Below are 8,351 nucleotides of genomic sequence, written 5' to 3'. Positions count from 1 at the left end.
TGGCGGCACTGCCCCTGGCCGCCGCCGGACTGCTCAACCCGATGATCGCGGGAGCGGCCATGGCGTTCTCCAGTGTCTTCGTCATCAGCAACAGCCTCCGGCTGCGCGGTTTCGCGCCGCTGAAGGGCAACGAGGACACGCCCGACGCCTCCGCGCTCCCCGCCTCCGGCCGCCGGGAGTCCTCCTCCCTCGCGGCCTGAGCCGCCGCACACGCCCGGTGCCCCGGACCCGCCGGTCCGGGGCACCGCGCCGTTCCGGCGGTCGTTCTTCTGAGGTGCGGCGGGGCGGGCCCGGGGCCCCGGGGTGTCCGTGACCGCTGGGATACTCCCCGCATGCCTCATCCACTCCCTCCTCTCCCGCAGCACGCCTCGGAGTCGACGCTCTACTCCGACTGGGTCCGCCTCAACGACCCCGCCAACGAACAGGCGGCCGCGGAGTTCCTCGACAAGCTGCCGCAGTCCCCGCGCAAGCTCGCCGGGGACCTGAACTGGATCGAGTCCCGCGCCTCCCGGGTCGGGCTCCCCCTGGACCACCTGCCGTGGCTGTGGGACACCATCGGCCACCGGCTGGCCCCGCAGCACCCCCGCCGGGCCGGGGCCGCGTACACGGCGGCCCGGGAGGCCGAGGCGCGGCACCGGCTCCCGGTGTCGAAGGTGCACGCGGTCGAGAACGCGCTGCTGTTCACCCGGTACGGCGCCCTGCCCGCCAAGGAGGTCCGCCTCCACTGGGACCGGCTGACCGGGCTGTTCCCGGCGGAGGAGGCGTACCGGGAGTTCCTGCGGTTCCTCCAGGGCTGGGCGCGGGGGCAGGACGGCCTGCCCGCCGACCTCGTCACCCGGCTGCGGGCGGCGGCCGCGCACGCCGGCCTGGGACCCGACGAGGTCGGCCGCGCCCTGGGCCGGATCCTCACCGAGCGCGCCCCGGGGGCCGGGGCCTCCGACAGGCTCCTGGACGCCGCGGCGAAGGTGTTCGCCGAGCACCCGCCGGAGGAGGGCGCCCGGGCCGCCCTGGTGAACCTGTTCCCCCAGGCCACGACCGACGGCGGCGCCTGGCTGCGACTGCTGGACTCCCTCGGGCTGATCGACGACCTGGTGGACGGGAGGATCGTGCCCGCGGGCGGGTACGCGGACTGGCTCTCCGCCTTCCCGCGCCGGTACTCCCAGGTCAAGGACGGCCGGTACATGAAGATCCAGCCGATGGCGCCGGAGCTGCACGCGCTGGTCCCGCGCATCGCCGACCGGGTCCGCGCCAGGGGCGGGCGGGTCAGGCTGGACGCGGGCCGGTGGAGGCCCACCCTGGACCTCGGGTTCGCCGACGCCTGCCTGGCCGCCGGGCTGCCCGTGGCCGACCCCGGCCCGAGGGTGGAGCTCCGCTCCCGGATCAGCGGACCGCTGGAGGCGGTGGCGGCCGACCCGCGGTTCGCCCGCTTCCGTCCGGCTCCGAAGGCCCCCGCACCGGAGCCCGCACCGAAGTCCGCACCGGCCGCTCCCGGCGACGTCCCCGGCCTGGCACCGGAGACCGCGCAGGCCCTGGACGCCCACATGGAACGGCTCACCGAGGGCACACCGCTCGCGGCCGAGGCGGCGGTGGCCGCCGTGGAGAAGATGCTCGGCCACGGGAACGCCCTGGCCCTGGCCCGGGCGGGCCGGTACCTGGACGGCCCCGACCTGTCCGGGCCGCTGGCCCGCGCCCTGCGGTTCGGCGTCCCCGCGGAGTACACCTGGCCCGCCTTCGAGGAGGCCGTCGCGGAGTTCGCCGCGGCGGAGGAGCCCCTGCTGGGGATGACCTCCAGCTGGCCGGTGCTCACCCTCTACGGGCGGTCCCTGGCCGTCGCCGTCGACCACCGGGGGGTGCGGGCCCGCGTCTCGTTCACGATCCCGGCGGAGGCGTCGCGGTTCGCCGTCCACCACGTCGGGGACGACCTCCTGGTCACCTGGCACGACGGCGACGACGACGCGGACCACCGCTCGGCGTTCTGGTGCTCGGACCCCGGGCGCGTCCTCACCGGGGTCCGGCCCGGTGACGTCCCCTCCCCCGGCGGACGTTTCAGCGACGCCCTCGGCTTCAGCTTCGGCGGGGACCGGGGCCGCCATGGGGGCGACCGCCTGGTGCGGCCGGGCGACCCCGAGGGGGTGGGCCGCTCGGAGGACCTGCTGAGCGACGGTGAGCGGCTGTGGCGCCACCTGTACGTGCGCAAGGCCGACGACCCGCCCTTCGAGGAGCTCGACCCGGTCGACGGGACCCCGACGGGCGTGCACTCCCGCCCCGGGTTCCTCGTCGGCACCGATGCCGGGAAGGACTCCCGGCTGGGGCGGTGCAGCCTGGCTCCGCTGCCCGAGGGCGTCACGGACTCACCGCTGGGCGCGGTGGACGGCGTCGTCGGGTTCCGCCTGCGCGAGGCCGTCGGCGAGGGGTCCGGGAAGAAGTCCCGGACCACCGTCGTCGAAGGGGTCGACGGACGCAGGGCCACGACGGGTCAGAGGTACACCTCCAAATCCTGGGGCGTCCTCCGCATGCCCGGGGGCGGCGACGGCCTGCTGGTGGAGGAGTGGAAGAGCCGCGTGCGCGTTCTGCGCTGCCTGACGACCGAGGGCGACGAGCCGTGGTGGGAGGTGTGGTGCCTCCCCGGCCACGACCCGGACGGACCGGGCGACGGCGGCGGCCGCATGCTGTTCCCCCCGCCCGCGTTCTGGCACTTCCTGGTGCCCCGGGACGCGGAGGGCTCCAGGGCGCTGCGCGGGGCGGACGCCGCGCTGGCCCGCGGGCTCCTCGATGCCGCCGGGAGCACCGGGGACGCCGCCGCGGTGCGCGACGCCGTGGCCCGGCTGCTCCCCGGGGTCACCGACGACCGGCTCGTCGACGGCCCCGGCGGAATCGTGGAGACCGTGCTGCACGCGGCCGGGGTGCGCGGGCGCCGGGAGCGGGCGACCCGCTTCCTCTCCTCGATCGAGACCGCGAAGGTGGTGGCACCGTCCGCCACGACCGACGGGGAACTGGGCCGGGCCCTGCACGGCCTCACTCCGCTGGCGCTCTCCAAGGGGTCCGGCGCCGCCACCCTCACGGCCGTGGCCGCCGACGGGGCCTTCCTGCGCGGGGACATCACCGACGCGACCCGCCGGGTCTCCCCGCCCGCACCGCCCGTCCACTGGCCCGACCTGCTGGTCCGGGTGGACGCCGCCCTGTGGAGGCTGGCGACCACGACCGACGAGGAGGCCCGGCGGACACTCACCGACCTGCTCCGCACCTGGGCGGGCCTGCCCTTCGCCGAGCCCGGCACCCGGTGGCGGCGGGGACTGGCCCGGGGCGGCGCACTGGAGCCGCTGGTAGCGGTGGGACAGGCGATCATCACCGGAAAGCGCGTACAGACGTCCTGGAGTTCCTCCGTCCACCCCGCCCCGGAACCGGGCGAGATCCCGCACCCCCGTGAGTGGTACTACTTCGTGCAGCCGGACTCCGCGCCCGCCCCCGAAGAGGCCGACGGCGTGGACACGGTGACCGTCGGCCCCGACCGGGCCGCGCGCATCCGGCGCCTGCTGGAGCTCCTCGATGAGCGGGGGCCGACCCGGGCCGGGGACGCGGCGGTGCGCGCGTTCGTCGGCCGGACCGGGGCCCTGGAGCCCCTCACCGTGCTCGTGCTGAACGGGCGCCTGGGGCTCCCGGACGCCAGGCCCGGCGGCGCCAAGGCGCGGACGAGCCTGGCCGGGGAGTACGACCGGGTGGTCAGGACCCTGGGCCCGGACGGCCTGACCCGGCTGCTGGGCGCTGCTCTACCTGAGGATCCGGCCGACCTGTGGGAGCCGGACGGGGACGTGCGCGCCGCCGAGCGGGCGGCCGCGGTGTGGGCGGAACTGGTCGGGGTGCGCCCCGTGCTCGACGCGGAGGCCGTCGCCCTGCTCGACAAGGAGCTCAAGCTGGGTGCGCAGTGGGCGGAGACGCTCATGGACCCGTCCTCCTCCGACTTCTGCACCCGGGACCTGAATCGCGTCATCGCCGAGGACGAGGGACCGTACAGCAACCCCTCCCTGTTCTCCGTGTCGGAGGACGGGCTGCCGGACCGCAAGATCTACCACTACGACCCGGTCACCTGCTACCCGTACCGGGTGGCGACCTCGCTCGTGGCGTGGCCGTCCGCCCGGCTCCCGGTGGGCCACCCGTGTGCCGCCGGGGTGCCGGAGCTGCACCGCCGGCTGGTCGACCGGATGCGGGCCCCGGGGCTGCTGGTGCCGGTGGGCTCCTACGCCGACCTCGGCGACATTCTCCCGCTGCTGGAGGCGACCGGGTACGAGCGGCTGCCCTACCGGCTGCACCGGACCCGCGACCCCGAACGGCGGATCCCCGAGATCCTGGGCGGGCCGCTGCTCGTCATGGCGGCCGGACGAACACACTGGGGGCACGTCTACGTGCGTCCCGCCGGGTTCTTCGAGCCCGGGGTGTACGAGGCGACGGAGAAGGCCCTGGTCGCGCGCGACTTCAAGGATCCCGAGGACAAGGCGTCGCTGCTGGTGGAGCTGCGCGGCCTCAGGGAGGTCTGCGTCGGGTCGCTGGGCCGCATGGCCGCGCGGACCGCGGACACCCCCGTTCCGGCCGGCGGGTACGAGGCCGACCCGCGGCTGAGCGTTCCGGAGCTGGTGGAGGAGGCCGCCGCCGCGCTGGACACCGACGCCGACGCGGCCGCGCTGTACCTCCAGCTGCTCACCCTGTCCCGGCCCACCGACCAGAACGTGCGCCGGTGGAACGGCTGGTCGGCGGCCCGGCACAAGAAGACGGCCGCACGGCTGCTGGAGACGGGCGCGGTCGACCTGGGCAAGCGGCCCCGGGCCGGGCGGACCCTGTTCGCGCAGGACGGGTGGGTGGCGCCCAAGGCGCCGGACCTGCCGGTGGAGGCCGCCAAGCTGGAAACCCACTTCGCGGTGCTCTCCGACAAGAAGGTGCTGGTCTCCCCGACCTCCGGGCAGCTCCCGATCGCCCCGCTGCACGAGATGTTCGAGGCGGCCTGGCGCTCCCGGGAGGCGGACGGCTGAGCCGCGGGCCGGTGGTGCGCGCCGCGCACCACCGGCCCGCCGTCGGCGGCCCGCGCCGTCAGCGGCGGCGTTCGGGGAGCCGGCCCAGCACGGCCTTCTGCAGCGCCTCCAGCGGCCCGAGCCGGAACCGGCGCAGCCACAGGGTGGACCAGGCCAGGAGCAGTGCGGCGACCGCCGCCCACAGCCCCATCACCCACCACGGGCCGGTCCCGTCCAGCCGGGCGGCCAGGCCCAGGCCGACGCCGTAGCAGGCAAGCATGCACAGGAGGTTCTGCGCCACGTACCCGCTCATCGCCATGCGGCCCAGGGAGGACAGGGACACGATCCCCCACCCGGCCGGGTCGGCCCGGTCCACCAGCCACCCGATGGCGCCGACCAGGCCCAGGGCCACGACGGGGGCGGCGACGTAGCGGTCCACGAAGAACAGGTCGGCCCCGCCCAGGGCGGTCGCGATGTTGAGCGGGACGCCCACGCCCAGGCCCCAGGCCAGCAGGCGGCCGCGCAGCCGACGTCCGGCGGCGTCGCCGCCGAAGGCGCCGGCCCGGAACAGGCGCACGCCCAGCAGGAACATGAAGACCATGAAGGCGAACGTGATGATCGGCTCCGAGCGCATCGCCAGCGCGTTGTCCAGGCGGAACGCGATCTGTTCGAGGTAGCCGCCGTGCGCGTACAGGTCCACGACGTCGGCCGGGACCCCGCCGTCGGCGGACTGCTCGCCCGGCTGCGGGAAGAGCGTGTACGCGGCGGTGAGCAGGCCGACCACGGCCAGGTGCAGCACGAGGCAGGTCCACATGACCGCGTTCTGGGCCCGTTGTGACCGGGTGAGCAGCCAGGCCACCAGCAGGGAGGTCACGGCGTAGCCCATGAGGACGTCGGCGGCGAACACCAGGGTGAAGTGCACCAGGCCCTCGGTGAACAGGAACAGCGCCCGCCACTTGTAGGGGCCGGGCCAGCGGCCGCCCTTCTTCGCCGCGGACCGGAACTGGATGGCCAGGCCCACCCCGAAGAGGAGGGTGAGCAGCGCCAGGAACTTGCCGTTGGACAGCAGCAGGAAGACGCCCTCGGCGACGGTCGCCGGGGAGGGGTCGGCCAGCGCCGCCTCCAGCGGGCTGAGCGAGGCGGTGAAGAGCATGTTGGCCTCGCCGCCGGGTGCGGCGAACAGCCACACGTTGGTGGCGAGGGTGCCCAGGATCGCGACGCCGCGCAGGACGTCGAGCAGGGGCAGGCGGCGGGACGCGGCCGCAGGGGCACCGGGTGCGGCGGGGGCCGCCGGGGTGTCGGGTGCTCGGGTCTCGTCGGTGTGACCGGTCAAGGTCGTGGCCTCCGTGTCGGGATCATCGGTGATCAAGGGGTCCGGGGGCTCTCAGGGGCCGTGAAGAGCCGGTCGAGGTGGGTGGTGAGGGCGGTACGGATCGCCTCAGCGGTGAAGGGCTCGGCGGTGACGAGGTGGTGCAGGGTCAGGCCGTCGACGCAGGCGATCAGGGCGACCGCCTCCGCCCGGGGGTCGCGGTCGGCGGGGAGCTCCCCCTCCCTCACTGCGATCTCCAGCGCCTCGGTGAGCGCGTCGGCGAGGGTCCGGGTGGTCTCGCGGTGCATCCGCAGCATCTCGGGGTCGGCCAGGGCCGCCGGGAGGAACTCCAGCCAGACGGTCAGCTCGCGGACGCGCTCGTCGTCCAGGGGCAGCAGCGTCTCTGTGGCGCGGTCGAGCCAGTCGCGCACCGAGGAGACCGGTCCGTCGGAGACCTCCTGCAACCGCTGCTCGGCCCGGTGGTACATGTGCTCCACGCCGAACCGCAGCAGCTGCGCCTTGGAGCGGAAGTAGCGCTGCACCAGGCCGACGGACACCCCGGCGTGGTCGGCGACGTCGGCGAGGGTGGTCCGGGCCAGGCCCCGCTCCCCCACCACCGCCATGAGCGCTTCGGCGACCTGTCGTCGCCTCTGTTCGTGATCCGCGGTCCGTGCCATGAAAAAATAATACCGCACTATTTTTATGGGGCAAGGGGTGGCCCCGGGTGCGGCCGGGTCCGGCCGCGCCCGGGGCGGGAGGCCTCAGCCGGCCTCCATCAAGCGGTTCAGCAGCGGCCCGAACTCGTCGTCGGAGGTGTACAGGGACACCGACCGGTCCCCGTGGTCGACCTTCACCCCCACCGGGCGCAGGTCGGGCACCCCGGCCTCGGCCCGCTCGGCGGAGTCCGGGTGCCACCAGAACAGCTGGGCGCTGATCGGCTTCTCCGCGTCGGCGACGAAGCGCTCGGCCAGCTCCTGGAGGCGTTCCATCGCCATGATCGGGTGGCCCTTGCCCAGCGGGTGCGCCAGCACCACCTCGCGCACCGGGAAGGCCACCAGCGCGCCGTGGGGCGCCTCCCCCAGGAAGCGGGAGAGCACGTGGGCCTGGGCGGCGGTGTAGGGCTGGGCCCCGCCGATGTGGATGATGGCCGCGCCGCCGAGGTCGACCTCGCTCGCCTCCACCTCCTCGGCGACCGAGGCGGCCACCGCCTGCGTGAAGGCCTGCTCCGGCGTGAGGTCCATCGACTCCAGCGCGGACCGGTTCAGCGGCTGCACGCTGTCGGGCGTGTCGATGACCACCGTCTCGCGCAGGCCCTCGGCGAAGTCGCGGTACAGCAGGGTGTCCCACACCTCCTGCGGGAGGGCGTCGGCCGGGTAGACGCGGGAGCGCAGCCGCCCGGCGGAGTCCGCGTTCTGCGGGGCGATCTGCCGGATCTGCCCGGCGAGGGCCTCCGCGTAGGGGCCCGCCCGGTCGAAGGCCGCGTCGACGGAGGCGTCCTCCAGCCCCTCCAGGTACCGGCTGACGTCGGTGCGGACCGAGCCCTGGGGGGTCTCCACCTCCAGGACGTTCGGGAACAGGAACCTGGCGCGCAGGCCCAGCTGTTCGAGCACGGCCAGGAGGGCGCCGCGGGCGTGGTCGGAGGTGCGGGGCGGGTAGTGGGTGCCCAGGGCGACGCCGCGTTCGCGGAAGCCCCGCATCAGCGCGAGGACGACCTGCGAGGCCAGCTCCGGGTACTGCTCGCCGGGGTACTCGCGGGCGCTCCGGACCGCCTCGGCGTAGTCGTTGAGGAAGGGCTCGGCCTCGGGGAGGTGGATCAGCACCTCGGTGGAAGAACGCCGCTCCGCGGTGATCTCCGCGCGCGCGAACGCCTCCACGATCAAGGCGACCAGATCGGGGCGGGGACCGCCGGGACTCTGTGTGTCGGACATGCGCTGTGTGACTCCTCGGTGACCGGTGTGGTTCGGGCGGCCGGTGTTCCGTGTCCGAGTCTGGTGCATGGCGGTGACGGACCGCACCCCGGAGCGGCCGTGCGCGCCGCGCGT

General features: G+C 75.0%; 5 protein-coding genes. 2 read left to right on the top strand and 3 right to left on the bottom strand.

Annotated features, from left to right (window positions below; translation table 11 throughout):
- A partial coding sequence (locus ACFVNO_RS28645; protein WP_378897212.1) for a hypothetical protein occupies positions 1-200 on the top strand: 200 nt, incomplete at its 5' end.
- 132 nt (positions 201-332) lie between these two features.
- Entirely contained in the window at positions 333-5,021 is a 4,689-nt protein-coding gene (locus tag ACFVNO_RS28640; protein ID WP_378897209.1) for a hypothetical protein, read from the top strand.
- 58 nt (positions 5,022-5,079) lie between these two features.
- Here the strand turns inward: ACFVNO_RS28640 and ACFVNO_RS28635 are convergent, their stop codons facing one another.
- The 3 genes from ACFVNO_RS28635 to ACFVNO_RS28625 all read right to left on the bottom strand — a co-directional run bounded on the left by ACFVNO_RS28635 (position 5,080) and on the right by ACFVNO_RS28625 (position 8,237).
- Positions 5,080-6,333: a DUF418 domain-containing protein gene (locus tag ACFVNO_RS28635; RefSeq protein WP_378897206.1), complete on the bottom strand. Its 1,254-nt coding sequence runs from the start codon at positions 6,331-6,333 to the stop codon at positions 5,080-5,082.
- A gap of 32 nt (positions 6,334-6,365) precedes the next feature.
- A complete protein-coding gene (locus ACFVNO_RS28630; RefSeq protein WP_355268797.1) occupies positions 6,366-6,986 on the bottom strand; it encodes a TetR family transcriptional regulator C-terminal domain-containing protein in 621 nt (206 codons plus the stop codon).
- A gap of 84 nt (positions 6,987-7,070) precedes the next feature.
- On the bottom strand, positions 7,071-8,237 hold the full coding sequence (locus tag ACFVNO_RS28625; protein WP_355268795.1) for a hypothetical protein: 1,167 nt from the start codon (positions 8,235-8,237) through the stop codon (positions 7,071-7,073).
- Positions 8,238-8,351: the final 114 nt, after the last annotated feature.

It is taken from the genome of Nocardiopsis sp. NPDC057823, assembly GCF_042797335.1.
Lineage (GTDB): Bacteria > Actinomycetota > Actinomycetes > Streptosporangiales > Streptosporangiaceae > Nocardiopsis > Nocardiopsis changdeensis.
This window is presented reverse-complemented; position numbering and strand designations above follow the sequence as displayed.